Genomic DNA, 19054 nt, shown 5'->3' on the forward strand with positions numbered 1-19054 from the left:
CTATCAATTTCAAAGAGCGTCGGGGCCTAGACCCCAGAGACAAAATCAACCGACTGCGCTAAATCGTTAGCGCGGTCCGCTTCATCTAACTCTGTATTCCGTTGCCGTCAAGGCCTCTGGAGCGTCGCTCCGTTGTCCCGTCTGGCGTCCCGTTGTGCGCCTCAGCGCCGCCGGTGAGGTGGGGTTTACGGTTTGATGCGCAGACCCGCAACCCCTTTTTACAGCAAAGGCCGTCTTTTTCTTAACTTTCCTGATTTTCGTATGAAATTAGGGGGTTAAGTGCTCTTTATTTCCAAACTCGGCCGTCTAGCGCAACTTTGTTACAGCGCTTCCCTAGGATCAAAATGCGGAATCGCTGCTTTGGACCCCGGCAAGCACCCCAGATTTGCGGAATCGCCACCCAAGGCGGCCGATTCATCGTCGCGACTCGGGGCAAAAGAGGGCGATTCCCCCCTCGTTCAACTGACTCGCGCTCAGACTCGCTGCCGCGCGCCGGATGAATCAAAGATTCCCCGCATAAATAATCAGTTCGACTCGCAATTTTCCGACCCGCTGGCCAGGATCGCACCCGACTCATGCCTCCTTGCAGCGCGATCCGCCGCCAGCTGCTCAGGATTCGTCCCGGCCCACCCCGAGTCGGCGTCCTCGGTCAAATTTCGGACGGGGATGCCCGGCGATTCTGATGGTTGGAACCGACGCAATCGTGCCAGCCACCCGGCCCGCAAAAAACCTCTCCACATACCCCCCTATATAGAGAGCGGCGCAGAACGGCGGTCAGCCATGAAAAAGGGCGGAACCGCCACCACGATTCCGCCCCAAATTTGGGCCTCTATATAAGAGTGCGCTTTTGCGCCCTATCGCTTGTGGATCACCGCGACCTGATCGCGACGTTTCTTCTGGTATTTCACGGGATGAACGATGCACGCCGAAATCTCGGGTATGAGCGCGTTGAAGGCCTCGGCCGTCTCGGGGTCGGAATGCTGAAACTCGCGCGTGTCTATATAAGAGCGCAGCAGCGCCGCCGTCTTGGTGATGCCCGCGACCTCATACGTTTCCGGCTGCCAGCGCAGATCCTCGATCACATAGAGACCGCCGGATGCCAGCTTGGGAAATATCTCAAGAAAGGCGTTCTGCTGATGATGGCTCGCGTGGCTCGCGTCGTCGATGACGATATCGGGCGTGGGCATATCTGCCGCCGCCTGCGCGATCGCGCCGCGATCATCCATGTCGCAACGATGAAAGGTAAATCGATCATGATCGAACCATGAAAAGTCCGACACGTCGAGACCGTGGATATGCGCCTTGGGAAAATACTCCAGCCACATACGAATCGATGGGACGTCCGTCGTCTTGCGATCCGCATCGTTACCATGCTCGGGCCCGCCGATCAGGAGGCCCATTTCCAGAAAGTTGATCTTGCGACCCCGGTAAGGGTGAAACAGCATGTGATAGAGTTCAGTATAGCGATGCTTTGTCGATCCCTTGTCCGAGCCGAACCTGTCGGCCAGATCGGTCAGGTTGATCGGGCCCTTCTTCTTGGTCTCGGTCGCGTCCAGCATCCCCATCTCCTTACTCTGCCACTTCGGCCAATGATTTCTTGGTCATCACCGGCGCGGCCGCCGGATCAATTCCGTGCTTCTTCAGCAGCTGATCGATCAGCCCGCCCTCATCCGGTAACCCGTCCGGGCGCGACGCCAGAAATTCACGGATGCGCCGCCCATAGAGGTGGATCGAGGTGGTCCGCTCCGTCAGATATGACTCGGCCGAGTCGAGGCGCGCGGCCTTGACCATGCGTCGCCGCTTTTCGAACGGAACCGGATAGAGCACCTCGCGCGCAAAGGCGTATTTGTCCTCGCCAGTCTTGTGAACATAATGCGTCACCGCCTGCGGGCCCCAAACACCCCAAGGCAGTTCGCTGACATGAACGGGGTTGCCCGCATCCTTCAGAGTCTGCAATTTTGCCTTGGCGCCGTCGCTATACCATTCGGGGATGCCATATTCGTCATGGCTCATCTCCAGCAGACCAGCCAGCGCCGGGCTATCCTGCGGCAGACCCAGTACGCCGCCATTGATATGGCTTTCGCTTTCCCAGCCATAATAATGTCCGGTCTCGGTCTCGAAGGGCTTCATGCAATATGCATCCGTATCGGCCCAGATCGTGCGCTCGGATTTGCTCAGCAGGTGATAGCGGAACACGTCCGAGAACAGGGCCAAACTGCCCGTGCGCCCGTGCTGGATGAACTCATCACGCTTGAGGATCGCATCGCCATGCACCACGGCGGCGCCATCCGGCACATTCTCGACCGGGCCATAATGATAGAGGGTGACGTCGTGACCCGCGTCCAGAAATGATTGAATGCACAGTTGTTCGACATAGCTCAGCGGGCCTTCGACCCACAGCATGGCAATATGGTGTAATTTACTCATGGATCACTTGTGCCCTCATGCCTCATTTGCCTCTCGCGCGCCCGTTTTCAGGTCTTTGCTAAGAATAACGTTACCCCAGCGCGCAAATCCGCGCAATCGCGCAGCACTGGCACGCCCGTGGCAATTCCGCCGCAGCCTCAACTTTCGCCACAATCGCAATCCACGTGTGTCATAAATACGATTAGCAACTCGCAAAAACCCGCAATCAGATGGGACAGGCATGATCAGCAAACAAATAACGCCGTTATCGTTTTGCGTTGTGCCGTCACGCTTTTTGCGCCGGGATCTGCCTTTCGGCTACGAGGCGTGGGACGACAGCGCCAAGGCAGCATTCGACCACAATACGCTGTTCTACGACGTGTTCCAGTCTGGCACGCCCGGCATCATCTACGCCGTCGGCCCACCGTTGAAACGTCGCTTTCGCGGGTTTCTCAAAACCGCGCAACTCAGCCTTGATGGCGCGCCCGCCACCATGCGCGAGATCAGCCAATCGCGTCGCGCCTCCATCATCGAGATCACGACCGAGGCCCAAAACCCCTCGACCCTGTCAATTATCCATCCCCAGATGTCGTTCAGCGTCGCGGTCGGCCCGCCGCATTTGGACCGCTACGAGGGGCTGAACACCCTCTTTACGCTCAGCCGCAATAATACTTTGGACTGGGTGCGCGACTGGGCGCGTCATCACGTCGAAACCCAAGGCGTCGAGGCCATCGTCCTCTATGACAACGCCTCGGACATCTACGGCGCCGACGCGCTGACCGACGTACTCAGCGGCATCAATGGGCTCAAGACGTTCGACGTTATCCCCGCCCCATTTCAATATGGCCCCGCCGGGTTGGACCGCGAGCGCACCAGCGCACGTTTCCTGCAATTCGGCCTGTTCGAGATCACGCGCCTACGCTTCTTGCAAAAGGCGGCTGGCGTCCTGAACATGGATATCGACGAGTTGGCCCATGGCCCCGCAGGAACGACCGTGTTCGACGCAGCAGCCGGCAGCGACGCGGGCTTTCTCACCCTCCCCGGCAGCTGGCGCTATCCACAACCAGGTGCGCCACTGCTGCATAGCGCGCATATCTGGCGCCGCGCAGACGAGGATGAGCCGATGTATCCCAAATGGTGTCTTGTGCCGGGCGGCCCACAACAGGGCAAAAGCTGGCGCACCCATGGGATCAAGGGTTTGACCAATCAGCCCCAGCACGAGTTTGGATTCTTCCACTGCCGGATGATCTCCGAAAGCTGGCACTACGATCGCTCGGAATACACCCAACTGGCGCTGGAACTAGATCCCTTGGCGGAAAAACTGCTCACACCTGCCGTTGACACGCCTCAAGTCGCCGGCCAAGGACACCAACAAAGCTAGGGCGAAAGCAACGTGACCCGCGGGCGCGCGTCAATCTGGGCAACGTCGCTATCATAGAGCCGCGTGAGATGCGCGCGCTCTGACGCAGTCCACGGGTCATAGCCAGGGAACTCCGGTCCACGCGGATAGGCGTCCTGAATTTCCACCCGGCGTGCCAGCGCGGCATCGCCGCCGTTGCGCTCAATCTCGATCAGCAACTCCTGCACCGCGCGGTGGCTCGCCGACGGTCGCCCACGCGAACGCTTGGGCATTACCAATGTGCCCACGTCGAAACCCGGCCCGCACAGATTGCCGATGACCCTTTGCGACAGTGCGCCAAAATCCTCGTGCCGCCAGATGGTCAGTTGCGCATCCGGAAAGCATGACAACACCTCGTCGATGAACCCCGTCCAGCTAGGCAGGTTCGACAGAACCGCGCGCTTCATCTGCGCCTCGGGTATGACGTTGTCGCCCGTGGCCGACCGTAGGAATTCGACAAACACCGAGGCAAAGAAATCCGCATAGTTGCGCAGTCCCAGATGCACCTCGCTCACCGGATAAGGGATATACTGCGCAAAGATCGGCAGCAGCACCTCGCGCCGGCTGTAGAGATGGCCCGAGCGCACGCAATGCCCACTATGGCCCGGCATGTTTTCGTCCGAGATGACGATACGCTCACCCGGCCCCGCGCCGATGCCCTTGAAAAAGGCAGTCGCCTTACGGCTCAGCATGTCGTCCGGCATCTTGGTCTTGTAATTCAGTCCCAGCTTTTCATAGCCGTTCAGCTGCGTCGGAAAGGTGTATTCCTTGCGCGTGTCGCGGTGATGCACGTAATGCACGCCGCTTTTGCGCAGCCGCCCGGCGTTGCGTTGCAGGATCGACTGGATGTGGCTGGTCGCCGTCTTGTGAACGCCGCCATGCACCACCACTTCGGGTGTGCCCTTGCCCATTGCCCTAGCCCTCTTGCAACTCCGGCGCAGCGTTGATCACCTTGATCTGACCCCGAAACGCATCCCAGCCATCGCGCTTGCGCAGCTCTTCGATCTTGGCGCGATGCCACTCGATTGCACCCTTGTGCAGGCGCGCCAATTCGGGGTCCTTGAGCAGCTTGGCCATTTCCTTGCGCAAGCCCGGCAGGCGCGCATGGATCGACGTATCTGCCTCGGAATTATAATTCATGTTCGACCAATAGGTGATGCCCTGATCGTCGCCAACATGATTGGTCCGGCCCCGGTCGCGTTTCACCAGAAAGCTATCGACAGAACGCACGGCATAATGATGCAGCCGCGCATAATCATGGGCAAAGCCGTCATAGGCCTTCCACCCTTGCTCAAGATACAGATCCGGCATCGGCTGCCCTCCGCCGTCGACCCATGCGACATCGCCGCGATCAAGGTGAAAGGATGGGCGGTGAATGCGCAGCTTGTTGAAGCGGTCATTGTTGCGCACAAGGGTTTTCATGCCCAGCGCACGGTAGTTGGGAAATTCCAGCTCACCGCAGCCGTGATCAAACTGCTCGATCACGAAATCCTCGCAGTAATCGACCCGCCCGCTATTGCCCATCAGCTTCCAGCAGACGGAAATCGCGTCAGCATCGCCCACGGCGGCGAACAAATCGTCCAGCCGTCCCTCACCCACGCGCACGTTCAGGAATTCATCGCAATCCGCGCAGATCAGCCAATCGGCGTTCTGCACGATCTCTTGCTTTTTTGCGTCTCTCAACGCGCTGCGCTGGGGGCTGCCGCCGGGTTTGAACTGGTTCTGGCGATGCTGCGCCAGCCCCAACTCGTTCAGCCGTTTGGCAATCAAATCGGTCCCGTCATCGCAATCGTTGGTGTAGATCAGAAAATCAGTGAATCCGATCAGGCGGTTATACGCCACCCATTCCAGCATAAAGGGGCCTTCGTTTTTCATCGTAGTGACGATGACGCGGCTTTGATCGGGTTGTTTGGCCGGCGCTTTCTGCCCCGGATTGGATGGCGCCACAATGCGCGCCTTGGATCCGTCCTCAGGCACCTTCACGCCCTTTATCTTTGGCTGCTTGGCGATATCGGCCAGTGCCTCAGGGGCAGGCGCCGCGGGCGCGACCTCTGGTGCAGGAGCGACCTCAGCCGTCTCCTCTTCCAGCTGGCGCTTGCGCTTGCGCAAACGGCGGCGGAACGCCTTGTCGAACGCATCGGCGACCTCAACACGTCCCTTTTGGCGGAAATAGTCGGACAGGGCGCCGCGATACCACGGCAGGTTGCGACGGTCGCGATAGAGGCGGTAAAATTCCGGCTCGGTCAACTCATCCATGATGCAATGCGTCATCACCGCCTTGAGCGCGCCGATCTTGCGCAGGAACACAGCCGTCTTGTGCGACGAAAACCAGCATTTAAAGATCCGTACGTTATCGCCGTGAAAGCGGTCGACATGCTTTTGGTCCAGCTCGAAATGCGGATCGTAGAACACGTTCACGCGCCCCGCCCCCGCCGTCAGAGCCGCACCATCAGCCAAGGGCAGTGTCCAGTCCTGCCGCTGCCCGTTTTCATAGCGCGTCTCCCACGGGACCAGATCGGGGTCCAGCGTGCTTTGCGGATTGATCGCGACCACATGCGCGCCCGGCACCAGCGACGAGAACGCCAGCGATGCGTAACCGCCCATCGACACGCCCGCGAACACGACGCGCTCGTAGCCCTCGAAAAACCCTTGGGCCACCAGCCCCTCAAACCGGCGGATCAGAGCGGCGTCACGATACCAATCGCTGACATGCGCCATGACGCCCAGATGGCAATAACCGCTGTCGGAGGCGAATTTGAACGCCCACGGCTCGCGCATTACGCTGTCGTCGTTAACGTTGGAGAGGTTGTCGAACGTCACCAGCAGCCGATCGCTAGGCCGTTTGACGAACATCAATGAGTGCCTGAGGTTCTTTTCAAAGAATCCCTCGCCCTCGGCGCCGGGACGAAGATCGTCCAGCCAAAGGGGGGTTTCCGGACTGTCGCCTGCTGCCTGCTCTGCCATGTATCCAACTTTGTGCTGCGTCATGCTGCTCTATCGCGGCGTGAGTGTATCGGCCTGCCTCGGCCACCCCGTCGCTTTGGGCGCATCATAACCCACTGCACAGAAAACAGGCAACATATCTATGGTTTTAGCGTTATTGGTTCGCAAAGCGAAACCCGCGCGCCACATATAGGGAACTGCCAGATGCCCCGATCAAAGCCGTGATTTGCCCCGCCGGGCCGTGCGATTTAAGAGGGGCCTCGAATTGTGTAACATCATCCAAGGGACAGCCATGCTGGACACTATCAAACGCGCGATCATCCCCGTCACGGCGCTGGCGTTGACGATTCTGGCGATCGGCCTCGCCACTTTCGACGCGCGCTGGCTGCTGGCACTGATCCTGACCGTCCCGGTCGTGCTGCTCGGCGTCTATGACCGTCACCAGAAAACGTGGACGATCACGCGCAACTACCCTGTCGCAGGCCGCATCCGCTGGGTTTTTTACAAGCTGCGGCCTTACTTGCGTTCCTATATCGTCGAGGACGACCTGTCGGGGACACCCTATTCCTTCGACGCGCGCAATCTTATCCACGCGCGCGCGCGGGGCGAAACGGACACGCAGCCCTTCGGAACCGAACGTGACACAAGCCATGTCGATTACCACTGGCTGATGCATTCCATCGCCCCCGAGGACGACCCCGACCCCGCCCCGCGCGTGCATGTCGGCAACGATCAGACAACGAAACCCTATTCGGCTTCGATCCTGAACGTGTCTGCGATGAGCTTTGGCTCGCTGTCCGCCAACGCCATTCAGGCACTGAACATCGGCGCCAAACAGGGCGGCTATTACCACGACACCGGCGAGGGCGGCGTCAGCGATCACCACTCCAAACACGGCGGCGATCTGGTCTGGGAACTGGGCTCGGGCTATTTTGGCGCGCGCACCAAGGACGGTAAATTCGACCCCGAAATGTTCCGCGACACTGCCACCCGCGATCAGGTCAAAATGACGGAAATCAAGCTGAGCCAAGGCGCTAAGCCTGGCCATGGCGGTATGCTGCCCGGCGCCAAGGTCACCGCCGAAATCGCCCGCATACGCGGGATCGAGCAGGGCAAGGACTGCCTGTCGCCGCGCGGCCACAAGGCGTTCTCGACGCCGATCGAGATGCTCGAATTCGCGGCGCAGATGCGCGAGCTCTCAGGCGGCAAACCCGTCGGGCTCAAACTGTGCATCGGCCAGCCCTACGAGGTCTTTGCGATTATGAAGGCCATCATGAAAACCGGCATCAAGCCGGAATTCATCGTCGTGGATGGCGGCGAGGGCGGCACCGGCGCAGCCCCGCTAGAGCTGTCGGATTGGGTCGGGATGCCCCTGACCGAAGGTCTGATCCTGATGCGCAACGCACTGGTCGGTTGTGGCCTCAAGAACGACATCAAGCTGGTCGCCAGCGGCAAGGTCTATTCCGGTATGGGCCTTGCTCACAACATCGCGCTGGGGGCCGATTGGTGCAATGCCGCGCGTGCCTTCATGCTATCGGTCGGCTGCATCCAGTCACAGCGCTGCCACCTCGACACCTGCCCCACCGGCGTCACCACTCAGAACGCGGCCCGCCAGCGCGGCCTCATCCCCGAGGTGCAGGGCGAGCGCGCCGCGCGCTTTCACTGCAAAACAATCGAGGCGCTGGTCGACATGGTCGCCGCCGCTGGCCTTAAGCATCCCAGTGAATTGCAACCCCATCACCTGATGCACAGGGTCGGCCCGGAATCGGCCCTGCCGATGGACCTGATCCATTCCTTCCTGCCCGAAAACATCCTGAACGAGGCACCAGAAGATACGCTTTACGCCGATTGGTGGGCGGCCGCGCAGGCCGAGAGCTTCAGATCCGCGACTGATCTGGTCAAGCGCCGTGCCAAAGCGAACCAGGACGTCGCGCTCAGCTAACGTATGATGCGCCGCCCTCCTGCCCCGCGTTTTGCCGCCCCGGCGTAATCCGCCGCGTATCGCCGACGATCTCGGCGCTGGGGGTGCAGGATCCTGTGGCATCGCGGTAGGTGCAACTGCCCTGCGCCGCCTCGCGCGCGGGGGTCATTTTGCCCTCTCGCCAGCCACCGCGCAGATAGAGCGCTGCGGCCATCAGCGCCGTCGCGACCATCCCCGCCGGGAAGGATAGCCACAACGCATCGGCTGCCAGTACCGGATAGAGGCCAAACGCAAAGCCCAGCCGCACTGGATACATCGACACGATCATCACGATCAACGGGCCAATGACATACCCATTGGCACGCATGGTTCCAAAAAGCACCTGCGCCACCCCAAAGAACAGATACCCCCATGTCGCCACCAGCTGGATATGCTGCCCGATAGGCAACGCTTCGCTGTCTGCGCCCACAAACAACGCCAGCGCAGCCCGGTCGAACAGCGTCAGCACTCCGATCAGCGCCCCTGTCAAACCGATGTTAAAGATGAGCCCCCATTTGGTAATTGCCGACACGCGGCCCCACTGCCCCGCGCCGATATTCTGCGCAGCCATTGCGCTGACCGCAGCGCTCAGCGCCATCGCGGGCATCTGCACATATGTCCAGAGTTGCTGGGTCACGCCATAAGCGGCGGCAGTCGCCACGCCCTCGCGGTTGATCAGCGATAACATCGTGATTGCGGCCGAAGATATGACGATCATCTGCAACCCGATGGGCAATCCCTTGACCATCATCAGCCGCAGGACGGCAGGGTCAGGGATCAAGAGCCGCAGGTCAGTCCCGCGCAGCGCCAGTGGCGAGCGCCGCACATAGATCGTCACCACCAGCCCGATCAGCGCGGCAGTGTTGCCGATCACCGTTGCCAGTGCCGATCCCGCGATACCCAGCTCGGGAAACGGCCCCAGCCCCAAGATCAAAAGCGGGTTCAGCACGATATCCAGCCCCACGGACACACACATGAACCATAAGGGCGTCATGGAATCGCCGGTGCCGCGGAGCGCCATCATCAACAGGGTAAAAGTCAGCGCCGTCGGCATCGCGACAAAAATCACCCGCAGATAACTGAGCGCCAGCGGCGCCGCCGCGCCGGGTGTGCCCAGCAGATCCAGCAATTGCGGCGCAAAGACAAACCCCAGCACCGCGATCACCGCGCTCAGCGGAATAATCGCGCCCAGCGCGGTGCCGACCGCGCGCCGCGCGTCATTGGGGGCGCGGCGGCCCATCGCCTGACCAATCAGGATCGTCGCCGCCATGCCAAAACCAAAGACGAACGACACCAGCAGGAACATCACCAGATTGCCGTTGGTCGTCGCCGCCAGTGCCTCCTCACCCAGGAATCGGCCGACCCACACTGCGTTGATCGACCCGTTCAGTGATTGCAGTATCGACGATGCCAGCGTTGGCAGCGCGAAAAGGATCATTGTGGTCCCGATCGCCCCGCCGGTCAGGTCCAGCCCACCGTTTTTGGCGCCAGTCTTGGCGCCATTCTCAACCATATTTGTGCTGCTCATGGGGAACTGGCCTCGCCGGATTAGAGATTGTAAGCGGCGCGGGGCCACGGGCGGAACCTAGCAGCATCGCATCGCCCGGCAAGGCAAGGGCGACGCGCCATCGCGCATCGCCTTTGGGAACAGCCGCCAAAATGAATAAGGGCCGCGCGAGTAACATGCGCGGCCCTTATTCTAAGATTTAAGATTAATGAACGACGGCGTCCTCTGGCGGTTGCCGCTTGGTACTGCCGACGCGGTCACCGATAATCAGCCCATCCGAGCCGACCGTCACCGGCACAACAGCACCGTCCAGCACATCCCCGGCCAGCAACATTTCGGCCAGCGGATCCTGAATGGCCCGCTGCAACACCCGCTTGAGCGGGCGCGCGCCGAACACCGGATCATAGCCTTCGTCGGCCAGCCACTTCTTGGCATCCTCGCTCAGATCCAGCGTGATCTTGCGACCTGCCAGACGCTTCTTAAGGCGCTCAAGCTGAACATCGACGATGCCCGTCATGTTGTCGCGGCTGAGCCGGTCAAAGATAACAATCTCGTCCAGCCGGTTTAGAAACTCGGGCCGGAAATGGGCGCGCACAGCCTCGTCTACGCTGCGCTTGGCCTCAGCGGCATCCGCCCCGTCGGGAAGCTGGCTGAGGGCCTGCGATCCAAGGTTAGACGTCAGGATGATCAGCGTCTGCTTAAAGTCGACGCGATGCCCCTGGCCATCGGTCAGAACGCCATCATCCAGCACTTGCAGCAGCACGTTGAACACATCCGGATGCGCCTTTTCGACCTCGTCGAACAGCACCACCTGATAGGGGCGCCGACGCACGGCCTCGGTCAGGACGCCGCCCTCGTCATATCCGACATAGCCCGGAGGGGCACCGATCAGACGCGAAACCGAGTGCTTTTCCATGAACTCCGACATGTCGATACGCACCATCGCGTTGTCGTCGTCGAACAGGAACTCGGCCACCGCCTTGGTCAGCTCGGTCTTGCCCACCCCGGTCGGGCCGAGGAAGAGGAAACTGCCCAGCGGGCGGTTTTCGTCGTGCAGGCCCGCACGCGCCCGACGAACGGCGTTGGCGACGGCCCGCACGGCGGTATCTTGACCGATCACACGCTTATGCAGCCCGGCCTCCATGCTCAGCAGTTTTTCGCGCTCGCCTTCCAGCATCTTGGCGACGGGGATGCCCGTCCAACGCTCGACAACCTGTGCGATCTGCTCGGGGCGCACGGCCTCTTCGACCATGACGCCGTCGGATTCGGATTGCTCGGCCTCGGCCAGTTGCTTCTCCAGCCCCGGAATGACGCCGTAAGACAGCTCACCCGCCTTGGCCAGATCGCCCGCACGCTTGGCGTGGTCCAGATCGATCCGCGCACGGTCCAGCAGCTCCTTGATGTCGCGCGCGCCGGCCAGTTTGTCACGTTCGGCCTGCCATTTTGCGGTCATCTCGGCAGAGCGCTCCTGTAGGTCGGCCAGCTCTTTCTCCAGCTTGTCCAGCCGGTCCTTGGACGCCGTATCGTCCTCTTTCTTCAGCGCCTCGGCCTCGATCTGCTTTTGCAGGATCTCGCGGTCCAGCGCGTCCAGTTCCTCCGGCTTTGAATCCACCTCCATGCGCAAACGGCTGGCAGCCTCATCCATGAGGTCGATGGCCTTGTCGGGCAAGAAACGATCAGTGATATAGCGATTGGATAGCGTCGCAGCAGTCACAAGGGCGCTGTCCGAGATCCGCACACCATGATGAAGCTCATACTTTTCCTTGATCCCGCGCAGGATGCTGATCGTGTCCTCGACCGTCGGTTCGGCGATCACGATCGGCTGGAACCGGCGGGCAAGGGCCGCGTCTTTTTCCACATGCTTGCGATATTCGTCCAGCGTCGTGGCGCCGATACAATGCAACTCGCCCCGCGCCAGTGCAGGCTTGATCAGGTTGGCGGCGTCCATTGCGCCATCGCCCTTGCCCGCACCAATCAGCGTGTGCATTTCGTCGATAAAGAGGATGATTTCGCCCGCAGCCGAGGTCACTTCGTTCAGAACGGATTTCAGACGTTCTTCGAACTCGCCACGGTATTTTGCACCGGCAATCAGCGCGCCCATGTCGAGGCTAAGCAAGCGCTTGTTTGCAAGGCTTTCGGGCACGTCACCGTTGACGATACGCAGGGCGAGGCCCTCGGCAATCGCGGTTTTACCCACGCCCGGTTCTCCGATCAGAACGGGGTTGTTCTTGGTGCGGCGCGACAGCACCTGCATGGCGCGGCGAATTTCATCGTCGCGGCCGATAATGGGGTCAATCTTGCCCTCTTCAGCGGCGGCGGTCAGGTCAGTCGCGTATTTTTCCAGCGCCTCATAGGTATCCTCGGCACTCGCCGAGTCGGCAGTGCGGCCCTTGCGAATGTCGTTGATCGCCTCGTTCAGCGTTTGGGCTGACACGTCGCCCGCCTCCAGCGCCTCCTTGGCGGGGGATTTCACCATTGCAAGTGCCTGCAACAGCCGCTCAACCGGGACAAAACTGTCCTTTGCCTTGGTCGCCAGCTTTTCAGCCTCGGCCAGAACCTTGCCGGTCTGTTGGTCCATATAGGTCTGGCCCGCGTCGCCCTGTACCTGCGGAATCTTGGCCACCGCGGCCTCAAGAGCCTGCACCACACGCGCCGGATCACCGCCCGAGCGGCGTATCAGATTGGCGGCCAGGCCCTCGCCATCGTCCATCAATGCCTTCAGCAGATGTTCGGGCGTCAGGCGCTGGTGGCTTTCGCGCATCGCGATCGTCTGGGCCGCCTGAATAAAGCCACGCGAGCGTTCTGTGAACTTGTTCAAGTCCATGGGTATTCTCCTTGTCACAGCGAAATCCCGGTGGCGCACCCTCATGGAGGCATGCACCGGTGGGAACCTTGGGTTGTATTTGGGCAACAGCGCGGCGCGCTTCAAGGTATCCAAGGACGAAAAAGCACCTTTGGTAAACTTTTCGTAACCTGTGATGAAACCGTAACACGCCTTCCTAAGTTAAGCTATGAGAGGCAAGTTATCCACAGCCCCTCATCGGCCAAAAAGAGCCGGTGCAACGAAGGAGCAGTCCAATGAAGATCGAGAAAGTTCAGTTCGACAGCGTGCGTTACAACCCTGAAATCGGCGCGTTCGAGACCTTGGTGAAAATCCACGATCACGGGCAGACATTCTCATATCCCGCGCAGGTGAAGGCACCATTGCACGCGGAATACAGCATCATCGCGCGCGGCCTCTCGCAGGCAGCCCGCAATGCGCATAAAAACGCATCCGGCAAGACACGCCTGCATCACGCCACACCGAGCAAGTCGGTTGTTGCCGATGCCAGTCAGAAAAACTTGCTGAACCGTCTGCTGGGCAGTGCAGCGGCCTAAAATGCACGACGTAGCGCGGTTGACGCGAGGGTGTCGCACCGTATGAAGGGCGCGACACCCCGGACCGGAGCCGCGCCAATGCAACCATTCCCCGACAACCGCCTGATCGTCGCCCTCGACGTGCCCGACGCCCTGTCGGGCCTTGCACTGGCCGAGCGGATCGGCCCCCAAGTCGGGTTTTACAAGATCGGGCTTGGCATGTTGACCGGTGGCGGCCTTGCCCTTGCCAACGAATTAAAGACCGAGCACGGCAAGCGCATTTTTATGGACCTAAAGCTGTTTGATATCGGCGCCACAGTCGAGGCGGCGGTGCGTGGACTGGCGCAGTTTGATCTGGATTTTTTGACAGTGCACGGCGATCCACATGTCGTGCGCGCCGCCGCCGAAGGCGCGTCTGGCCAGCTCACGAAAATCCTCGCCGTCACGATCCTGACATCGCTGGACCGCGCCGATCTGGATGCTGGCCTGATCGAACCCGGCGATATTCCCGATTTGGTCTGCATCCGCGCCGCGCGCGCCTTTGAGGCGGGCGCAGATGGCGTCATCGCCTCGCCGCAGGAGGCCGCGCTGATCCGCACCCTGCCCGAGGCCGAGGGCCGCTTGATCGTCACACCCGGCGTGCGCCCTGATGGTAGCCCCCTTGGTGATCAAAAAAGGGTGGCAACACCGGCGCAGGCCATAGCGGACGGTGCCGATCATATCGTCGTGGGCCGGCCAATCTGGGCCGCCGACGATCCAGCGGCGGCAGCAGCAGATATTCTGGCAAGCCTGCCTTGATGGGCCAAGGCCGCGCCGGAATAGACTTCCTGCCTTCGGCTGGGATATTTTTAGCCACAAGATGCGGCGGTAAAATCCCCTGTCTTGTGATATGCGGTAAAGGGCCATGCCAGCATTCTGCCGCGACTGCCTAACCGAAAACGACCCCGCACAGCGCCGCTGCGTCGCCTGCGGTCGACCGCGCGTCGTGGCGCATCCCGAACTATATGATCTGGGCATTGCCCACATGGATTGTGACGCCTTTTATGCCAGCGTGGAAAAGCGCGACGATCCCAGCCTTGAGGGCAAGCCGGTCGTCATCGGTGGCGGGCGACGCGGCGTTGTGTCGACGGCCTGCTATGTGGCGCGGATACGCGGAGTGCGTTCGGCGATGCCGATGTTTCAGGCGCTCAAACTTTGCCCCGATGCTGTCGTGATAAAACCACGGATGGAAGTCTATGCCGCCGTCTCGCGCCAGATCCGCGCCATGATGGAGGATCTGACGCCCGCTATCGAGCCTCTATCGCTGGACGAGGCGTTTCTGGACCTGCGCGGCACTGCCCGACTGCACGGTGCGCCGCCCGCCGTGATGCTGGCGCGACTGGTGCAACGGATGCGCGCTGAGCTGGGCGTGACAGGCTCGATCGGGCTCAGCCATAACAAGTTTCTGGCCAAGATCGCGTCAGACCTGGACAAGCCGCGCGGCTTTTCCGTGATCGGAGAGGCCGAGACAGCCGCATTCCTTGAGGGCCAGCCCGTGCGCCTGATATGGGGCGTCGGTCAGGCGGCCCAGGCATCACTGGAGGCGGCGGGCATCCGCACGTTCTCTGACCTTTTGCGGTGGGAGCGCACGGATTTGCACGCCCGCTTTGGCGCGATGGGCGATCGGCTCTGGCACCTTGCACGCGGGCAGGATCACCGACGCGTGGATGCGCGCGCGCCGGTCAAGTCGATCTCGAACGAGACGACCTTTCACGACGATACCGGTAATCTGGACATTCTCGACGGCCATATCTGGCGGCTTGCCGAAAAGGTGTCGGACCGGGCCAAGGCACGGCAATTGGCCGGACGCGTGGTGACGCTGAAGCTGAAGCGATCCAATCACAGCAGCCTGACACGCCGCCAATCACTGCGCGATGCCAGCCAGATGGCTGACACGATCTATCGCACAGCGCGCGCGCTGATGGATGGCGCAGCAGGCGAGGCGCCCTTTCGGCTGATCGGTGTGGGTCTGTCGGATTTGGTGGACGAGAGCGGCGCAGATTTGTCGGGCGACCTGCTGGATCCCGGTGCCGTTCGACGTAGCGAGGCCGAGCGCGCGCGCGACGAGATCCGGCGCAAGTTTGGCGACAGCGCCATCCTGAAGGGGCGCGCGCTGCGCTAGGCGCTACTCGGCGGCGAGTGGCATCCGCGCCGGGCGACCTATATCGGCCAGCTCAGCGATTACACCGGTCATCAGCGCCTGAAACGCAGCGAAATCCGCGCTGGGCTGGATCTTCTTTTCATTCATGTAAAGCGCGCGGTCAATTTCGACCTGCACGGCATGACGACCGCGCGGTGGCCGCCCGTAGGTTTGCGTAATATATGCACCTGCAAAGGGGGTGTTGCGCACCACGCAGAGGCCCGCGCGGGTAAATGCGGCCTCGATCCGCTCCGTAACGTCGCGACTGGCGGACGCCCCAAAACGGTCGCCCAGCACCACGTCAGGTCGACGCGCACCGGGGCGCACGGTGCCATCCAGCGCCTCATGCGGCATTGAATGGCAGTCGATCAGGATCGCACGGCCAAAGTCCTTATGCGCGCGGTCCATTTCGCCGATCAATGCGGCATGGTAGGGCCGCCAATAGAGGTCGATCCGCCTGCGCGCCTCGGGCAGACTCATCTTGCCGTCATATATCGCGCGCCCGCCCGCAACGACGCGGGGTATGACACCCAGACCCGATGCGACGCGGGGGTTGTGGCCCGCATGGCGCACACCGTGGATCAGGGCCGGATCCAGCTCATCCGCGCTACGATTAAGATCGACGAACGCGCGCGGCATCCCAGCCAGCAGCAGCGGCGCACCATGCTGCGGCGCAGTGCCAAAGAGCTGATCGATGAACGCGTCCTCGGAACTGCGCATCGCCAGCGCATCCGGCAGTGCCTGCGCAAGGAACCACGCAGGATAATCGCACGCGCTATGGGGCGACGCAAAGACGACGCTGGTTTCGCGCCGTATGGGGGCGCGTAGATGATAGGCGGCGTTGGGCATGGCGGCTCCGGGCATGATAGGCCATGATAGACAGAACTTTCATACGATCAAAAGCCCCTTGATCCTTTGACCGACTCCTTTTATAGACCGGCGGACTGGCGCGGACTTTCGCGCCCCTATCTTGTGTGGGGCGTGGAGTAAGCGACGGTATTCATGGGTGATTAGCTCAGTGGTAGAGCACTTCGTTGACATCGAAGGGGTCACAAGTTCGAACCTTGTATCGCCCACCATGAATTCACTGGCTCCTTTCGGGGGCCGCCCGCAACCTCAGGCGCTGGCCCGCGCCGCACAGACAGGAGATGAACGATGAAAGTTCGCAACTCGCTCCGCTCGCTTAAGAACCGGCACCGGGATTGCCGCGTCGTGCGCCGCAAAGGCCGCGTTTACGTGATCAACAAAACCCAGCGCCGCTTTAAGGCCCGTCAGGGCTAAGCAGGCACTGCCGCAATGCGGTTAAGAAATTGAACCCCGTCTCATATCCGAGGCGGGGTTTTTTCGTGGTGCATCATCCTCTTGCCCGCGCGGGTCAAAACGCTTTAGCTGACTCGACAGGCAAAAAAGGGGCCACCCATGACCGCTCAGAAAATCGTTGTCGTCGGCGCAGGCATCTGCGGGTTATCCAGCGCGATCTGGCTGCGCCGCGCGGGCCACGACGTGACCCTGATCGACAAGGACGCACCGGGTGCGGGCGCGTCCTACGGCAATGCGGGCCTGCTGGCCGAATGGGGGATCGTGCCGATAAGCGGGCCGGGCATCGCATGGACGGGCCTGAAATACCTAGCGTCGCGCGACGCGCCTCTGTCAATCCAGTGGGGCCAGTTGCCACGCCTCGCGCCCTGGCTGGCGCAGTTCCTGCGCAATTCCACCGACGCACGCACGCGCGAAATCTCAGCCGCGCTGTCGCATCTGCTGCATGACAGCGTCGATCAGCACCGCGCCCTGACGCGCGGCACGCTGGCCGACAAGTGGATCGCCTCCAGCGATTTCGGCTGGGCCTACGCTGATCGCACCGCATTTGAAAACGACGCTTACACATGGCAACTGCGTCGCAACGCCGGGTATGTGCCCGAGGTCATCGACGGACCCGCCGTGCAGGAAGTTGAGCCGATGCTGGGCCCGGCCACGAAATGCCTCGTGCAACTCAAAGGAAGCGGCCACATCGTCAATCCCGGCGCCTACATGGCCGATCTGGCCAAGGTGCTGCGGGATGAGGGCGGAACCTATCGGCGCGCCGAAATGCGCGATGTGACAATGCGCGATGGGCGCATCGCCGAGATTATCACCGATCAGGGGCCTCTGCTCTGCGACGTCGCCGTGCTGGCCGCCGGCATCTGGTCCGAGCCGCTGGCGCGCAAGCTGGGCATCAAGGTGCCACTGGTCGCCGAGCGCGGATTTCATCTGGAGTTCAAGAACCCCTCGCAGGCCCCGCGCACACCGCTGATGATGACCGGCGGCAAGTTCGCGGTGAATCCAATGGCACAGGGCCTACGCTGCGCTGGTATGGTTGAGCTGGGCGGCACCTCGCCCAAGCTATCACGCGGGCCCTTGGAACTGCTGCGGCGCAACGTGGCGCGGATGTTTCCGGACCTTGAATATGACAGCGTCGATGAGTGGATGGGGTACCGCCCCTCAACCCCCGACAGCCTGCCGATGATCGGCCAAATGCGGGCCAGCGGTGTCTTTGCCGCCTTTGGCCACCAGCATATTGGGCTAACCGGCGGTCCTAAAACAGGGCGCTGGGTCGCGGACATGATCGCGGGGCAAAGCAATGCCCAGCTGGCGGCCTTCGACGCAAACAGATTCGGGTGAGGCTGGGTGCGAGCCGGGCCAAATGCGGTGGCGGTCGCCCTATCCCTTCAAGTGATCATCCCGCGCAACCGCTCCATCCGGTCCGCGACCTGCCCCATTAGGAAATCGTTGTTCAGCCTGCCATCTTCGCCGAACTCGTTCTGCGCTGCGGCCACCAAGATCAACGGGCCATGCACCACGTTCACCTGTAGCTGCGTCAGGATGGAATGGGTCATGAAATGCCCTGTCTCGCCCCCGGTGCGCCCGCCAGCAGCGGACATGATCACGGCGATCTTGTCCTTTAGTGCGGGCGGATTAACGCGGCTGATCCAGTCGATCGCGTTCTTTAGAACGCCGGAAATGCCCTTGTTATACTCAGGCGCACCGATCACCAGCGCGTCGGCGCGTCGAACCTGGTCAATCAGGGTCTGAACGGACGCCGGCATGCCCTCAGCCTCCACGTCACCATCATAGAGCGGCAGCTTCAGATCGCCCTCAATCACCTCTGCCTCACCAAAGGCGCGCACGGCCTCGGCGATAAGCATCCGGTTATAAGATCCTTTGCGTAACGATCCGGACATGGTCAGCAGAACGGGTTTACTCATGGGACGATCCTTTTTGTTTCATATGCGCCCCTATCTGCGGCAACAGGGGAAAAAGGCAAGT

The 19054-nt window shown here is 61.3% G+C and carries 15 protein-coding genes and 1 tRNA gene; 8 read left to right on the forward strand and 8 right to left on the reverse strand.

From position 1 onward, the window contains the following. Positions 1-854: 854 nt before the first annotated feature. A complete protein-coding gene (locus U3654_RS16345; RefSeq protein WP_324752591.1) occupies positions 855-1559 on the reverse strand; it encodes a hypothetical protein in 705 nt (234 codons plus the stop codon). Between the two features lie 10 nt (positions 1560-1569). Continuing rightward, positions 1570-2427 (reverse strand): hypothetical protein, encoded by an 858-nt coding sequence (locus U3654_RS16350; RefSeq protein WP_324752592.1) that lies wholly within the window; start codon positions 2425-2427, stop codon positions 1570-1572. Between the two features lie 220 nt (positions 2428-2647). Here U3654_RS16350 and U3654_RS16355 point away from each other — a divergent pair, with 220 nt between their 5' ends. Beyond that, positions 2648-3787, forward strand: coding sequence for a hypothetical protein (locus U3654_RS16355; protein WP_324752593.1), 1140 nt, complete (start codon positions 2648-2650; stop codon positions 3785-3787). Here U3654_RS16355 and U3654_RS16360 read toward each other — a convergent pair. Beyond that, complete coding sequence (locus U3654_RS16360) at positions 3784-4716, reverse strand: hypothetical protein (RefSeq protein ID WP_324752594.1); 933 nt, start codon at positions 4714-4716, stop codon at positions 3784-3786. The genes U3654_RS16355 and U3654_RS16360 overlap by 4 nt on opposite strands. Before the next feature lie 4 nt (positions 4717-4720). Continuing rightward, positions 4721-6793 (reverse strand): glycosyltransferase family 2 protein, encoded by a 2073-nt coding sequence (locus tag U3654_RS16365; RefSeq protein ID WP_324752595.1) that lies wholly within the window; start codon positions 6791-6793, stop codon positions 4721-4723. A gap of 247 nt (positions 6794-7040) precedes the next feature. On the opposite strand from U3654_RS16365, the gene U3654_RS16370 reads away from it, so the two are divergent. After that, on the forward strand, positions 7041-8690 hold the full coding sequence (locus tag U3654_RS16370) for an FMN-binding glutamate synthase family protein (protein WP_324752596.1): 1650 nt from the start codon (positions 7041-7043) through the stop codon (positions 8688-8690). On the opposite strand, the gene U3654_RS16375 is transcribed toward U3654_RS16370, so the two are convergent. Both U3654_RS16375 and clpB read right to left on the reverse strand, forming a co-directional pair. Continuing rightward, positions 8683-10236 carry an MATE family efflux transporter gene (locus U3654_RS16375; protein ID WP_324752597.1) on the reverse strand — a complete coding sequence of 518 codons (1554 nt, stop codon included), beginning with the start codon at positions 10234-10236 and terminating at the stop codon, positions 8683-8685. The two genes, U3654_RS16370 and U3654_RS16375, sit on opposite strands and share 8 nt — an antisense overlap. A gap of 184 nt (positions 10237-10420) precedes the next feature. Continuing rightward, positions 10421-13039: an ATP-dependent chaperone ClpB gene (clpB, locus tag U3654_RS16380; RefSeq protein ID WP_324752598.1), complete on the reverse strand. Its 2619-nt coding sequence runs from the start codon at positions 13037-13039 to the stop codon at positions 10421-10423. Positions 13040-13293: 254 nt separating this feature from the next. On the opposite strand from clpB, the gene U3654_RS16385 reads away from it, so the two are divergent. The 3 genes from U3654_RS16385 (at position 13294) to U3654_RS16395 (ending at position 15733) form a co-directional block, all read left to right on the forward strand. Further along, positions 13294-13593: a hypothetical protein gene (locus U3654_RS16385; RefSeq protein ID WP_324752599.1), complete on the forward strand. Its 300-nt coding sequence runs from the start codon at positions 13294-13296 to the stop codon at positions 13591-13593. A gap of 78 nt (positions 13594-13671) precedes the next feature. Continuing rightward, positions 13672-14370, forward strand: a complete 699-nt coding sequence (gene pyrF, locus U3654_RS16390; RefSeq protein WP_324752600.1) for an orotidine-5'-phosphate decarboxylase — start codon at positions 13672-13674, stop codon at positions 14368-14370. A gap of 106 nt (positions 14371-14476) precedes the next feature. Next, positions 14477-15733 carry a DNA polymerase IV gene (locus tag U3654_RS16395; protein WP_324752601.1) on the forward strand — a complete coding sequence of 419 codons (1257 nt, stop codon included), beginning with the start codon at positions 14477-14479 and terminating at the stop codon, positions 15731-15733. Between the two features lie 3 nt (positions 15734-15736). On the opposite strand, the gene U3654_RS16400 is transcribed toward U3654_RS16395, so the two are convergent. Next, positions 15737-16600, reverse strand: a complete 864-nt coding sequence (locus U3654_RS16400; RefSeq protein WP_324752602.1) for an N-formylglutamate amidohydrolase — start codon at positions 16598-16600, stop codon at positions 15737-15739. Positions 16601-16755: 155 nt separating this feature from the next. Here U3654_RS16400 and U3654_RS16405 point away from each other — a divergent pair. From U3654_RS16405 to U3654_RS16415, 3 genes are all read left to right on the forward strand, one after another. Then, positions 16756-16830, forward strand: a tRNA-Val gene (locus tag U3654_RS16405). A gap of 76 nt (positions 16831-16906) precedes the next feature. Further along, complete coding sequence (gene ykgO, locus U3654_RS16410) at positions 16907-17032, forward strand: type B 50S ribosomal protein L36 (RefSeq protein ID WP_005850168.1); 126 nt, start codon at positions 16907-16909, stop codon at positions 17030-17032. Between the two features lie 138 nt (positions 17033-17170). After that, a complete protein-coding gene (locus U3654_RS16415; RefSeq protein ID WP_324752604.1) occupies positions 17171-18409 on the forward strand; it encodes an NAD(P)/FAD-dependent oxidoreductase in 1239 nt (412 codons plus the stop codon). A gap of 47 nt (positions 18410-18456) precedes the next feature. On the opposite strand, the gene U3654_RS16420 is transcribed toward U3654_RS16415, so the two are convergent. Further along, positions 18457-18993, reverse strand: coding sequence for an NADPH-dependent FMN reductase (locus U3654_RS16420; protein WP_324752605.1), 537 nt, complete (start codon positions 18991-18993; stop codon positions 18457-18459). Positions 18994-19054: the final 61 nt, after the last annotated feature.

The organism is Roseovarius sp. Pro17 (genome assembly GCF_035599575.1).
Lineage (GTDB): Bacteria > Pseudomonadota > Alphaproteobacteria > Rhodobacterales > Rhodobacteraceae > Roseovarius.

Bases quoted from the DNA above. Each gene is read 5' to 3' on its own strand.
- U3654_RS16345 (WP_324752591.1), bottom strand. From the start codon at position 1,559: ATGCTGGACGCGACCGAGACCAAGAAGAAGGGCCCGATCAACCTGACC.
- U3654_RS16350 (WP_324752592.1), bottom strand. From the start codon at position 2,427: ATGAGTAAATTACACCATATTGCCATGCTGTGGGTCGAAGGCCCGCTG.
- U3654_RS16355 (WP_324752593.1), top strand. From the start codon at position 2,648: ATGATCAGCAAACAAATAACGCCGTTATCGTTTTGCGTTGTGCCGTCA.
- U3654_RS16360 (WP_324752594.1), bottom strand. From the start codon at position 4,716: ATGGGCAAGGGCACACCCGAAGTGGTGGTGCATGGCGGCGTTCACAAG.
- U3654_RS16365 (WP_324752595.1), bottom strand. From the start codon at position 6,793: ATGACGCAGCACAAAGTTGGATACATGGCAGAGCAGGCAGCAGGCGAC.
- U3654_RS16370 (WP_324752596.1), top strand. From the start codon at position 7,041: ATGCTGGACACTATCAAACGCGCGATCATCCCCGTCACGGCGCTGGCG.
- U3654_RS16375 (WP_324752597.1), bottom strand. From the start codon at position 10,236: ATGAGCAGCACAAATATGGTTGAGAATGGCGCCAAGACTGGCGCCAAA.
- clpB (WP_324752598.1), bottom strand. From the start codon at position 13,039: ATGGACTTGAACAAGTTCACAGAACGCTCGCGTGGCTTTATTCAGGCG.
- U3654_RS16385 (WP_324752599.1), top strand. From the start codon at position 13,294: ATGAAGATCGAGAAAGTTCAGTTCGACAGCGTGCGTTACAACCCTGAA.
- pyrF (WP_324752600.1), top strand. From the start codon at position 13,672: ATGCAACCATTCCCCGACAACCGCCTGATCGTCGCCCTCGACGTGCCC.
- U3654_RS16395 (WP_324752601.1), top strand. From the start codon at position 14,477: ATGCCAGCATTCTGCCGCGACTGCCTAACCGAAAACGACCCCGCACAG.
- U3654_RS16400 (WP_324752602.1), bottom strand. From the start codon at position 16,600: ATGCCCAACGCCGCCTATCATCTACGCGCCCCCATACGGCGCGAAACC.
- ykgO (WP_005850168.1), top strand. From the start codon at position 16,907: ATGAAAGTTCGCAACTCGCTCCGCTCGCTTAAGAACCGGCACCGGGAT.
- U3654_RS16415 (WP_324752604.1), top strand. From the start codon at position 17,171: ATGACCGCTCAGAAAATCGTTGTCGTCGGCGCAGGCATCTGCGGGTTA.
- U3654_RS16420 (WP_324752605.1), bottom strand. From the start codon at position 18,993: ATGAGTAAACCCGTTCTGCTGACCATGTCCGGATCGTTACGCAAAGGA.